At 54.6% G+C, this 2,028-nt stretch carries 2 protein-coding genes; both read right to left on the reverse strand.

Features of this window, described 5'->3' with window-relative positions:
- On the reverse strand, nt 1-108 hold a 108-nt coding region (locus GSM73_RS20565; RefSeq protein ID WP_236699086.1), incomplete at its 3' end, for a GTP-binding protein.
- A 30-nt stretch (nt 109-138) separates the two neighbouring features.
- A partial coding sequence (gene fusA / locus GSM73_RS20570) for an elongation factor G (protein ID WP_256677014.1) occupies nt 139-2,028 on the reverse strand: 1,890 nt, incomplete at its 5' end.

Genomic DNA, 2,028 nt, shown 5'->3' on the forward strand with positions numbered 1-2,028 from the left:
GCAGACACGGGTCAGAGCAGCGGTCAGCGTGGTTTTACCGTGGTCGACGTGACCGATGGTGCCAACGTTGACGTGCGGTTTGTTCCGTTCAAATTTTTCTTTAGCCACGACAATTAACTCCTAGCTTAAAGGGCTGAATCAGCCTTGCTTTTTGGTAACAGTTTCGACGATATGCGACGGAGCTGTATTGTATTTTTTGAATTCCATAGAGTAGCTCGCGCGACCCTGAGACATGGAACGAACGTCGGTTGCGTAACCGAACATTTCACCCAACGGAACCTCGGCACGAATGACCTTGCCGGAAACCGTATCTTCCATACCCAGAATCATGCCACGACGACGGTTAAGGTCGCCCATGACATCACCCATGTAGTCTTCAGGCGTAACAACCTCTACCGCCATGATCGGCTCAAGCAACTCACCACCGCCCTTCTGGGCCAGTTGCTTGGTCGCCATGGAAGCAGCCACCTTGAACGCCATCTCGTTGGAGTCGACGTCGTGGTAAGAACCATCGAACACAGTCGCCTTCAGGCCGATCAGCGGATAGCCGGCAACAACGCCGTTCTTCATCTGCTCTTCGATACCCTTCTGGATCGCCGGGATGTATTCCTTAGGAACCACACCACCTACGACTTCGTTCACGAATTGCAGACCTTCCTGACCTTCGTCAGCCGGCGCAAAACGAATCCAGCAGTGACCGAACTGGCCACGACCACCGGACTGGCGAACGAACTTGCCTTCAATTTCACAGTTCTTCGTGATGCGCTCACGATAGGAAACCTGAGGCTTGCCGATGTTGGCTTCGACGTTGAACTCACGGCGCATCCGGTCAACCAGGATGTCCAGGTGCAACTCGCCCATGCCAGAGATGATCGTTTGACCGGTCTCTTCATCAGTCTTGACGCGGAAAGATGGATCTTCCTGAGCAAGCTTGCCCAGAGCGATACCCATTTTTTCCTGGTCATCCTTGGTTTTTGGCTCAACGGCAACCGAAATAACCGGCTCCGGGAAGTCCATGCGAACCAGGATGATCGGCTTGTCAGCGTTGCACAAGGTTTCACCGGTGGTGACGTCCTTCATGCCGATCAAGGCCGCGATGTCGCCAGCGCGCACTTCCTTGATCTCTTCGCGGGCGTTTGCGTGCATTTGCACCATACGACCCACACGCTCTTTCTTGCCTTTAACAGAGTTGATCACGCCGTCGCCGGAGTTCAACACGCCCGAGTAAACCCGAACGAAGGTCAAGGTGCCCACGAATGGGTCGGTAGCGATCTTGAACGCCAGGGCCGCGAAAGGCTCGTCGTCGCTTGCATGACGCTCCATTTCCTCTTCCTCGTTATCAGGGTTGGAACCCTTGATAGCAGGAATGTCGGTTGGAGCAGGCAGGAAGTCGATCACAGCATCGAGAACCAGGGGAACACCCTTGTTCTTGAAGGAAGAACCGCAAACAGCCAGAACGATCTCACCAGCGATGGTACGCTGACGCAGAGCGGCCTTGATTTCCTCGTTGGTGAGCTCTTCACCCTCAAGGTACTTGTTCATCAGCTCTTCGTTGGCTTCGGCCGCAGCCTCAACCATGTTGCCGCGCCACTTCTCGGCTTCTTCCAGCAACTCTGCCGGGATGTCCTTGCGAACAGGAACCATACCCTTGTCAGAATCGTTCCAGTAGACAGCTTGCATGTTGATCAGATCGATCTGACCCTGGAAGTTGTCTTCGGAACCGATAGCCAGCTGGATCGGCACCGGAGTGTGACCCAGACGCTGCTTGATCTGACCGATCACGCGCAGGAAGTTGGCACCAGCACGGTCCATCTTGTTTACGTAAACAAGACGTGGAACACCGTATTTGTTGGCCTGACGCCATACGGTTTCCGACTGAGGCTCAACACCCGAGGTACCGCAGAACACAACCACAGCGCCGTCGAGTACACGCAGGGAACGCTCAACTTCAATGGTGAAGTCCACGTGACCCGGGGTATCGATAACGTTGAAGCGATGCTCGTGCGGATACTGCTTCTCGGAACCCTT

This window comes from Pseudomonas sp. PICF6 (genome assembly GCF_009831705.1).
Lineage (GTDB): Bacteria > Pseudomonadota > Gammaproteobacteria > Pseudomonadales > Pseudomonadaceae > Aquipseudomonas > Aquipseudomonas rhizophila.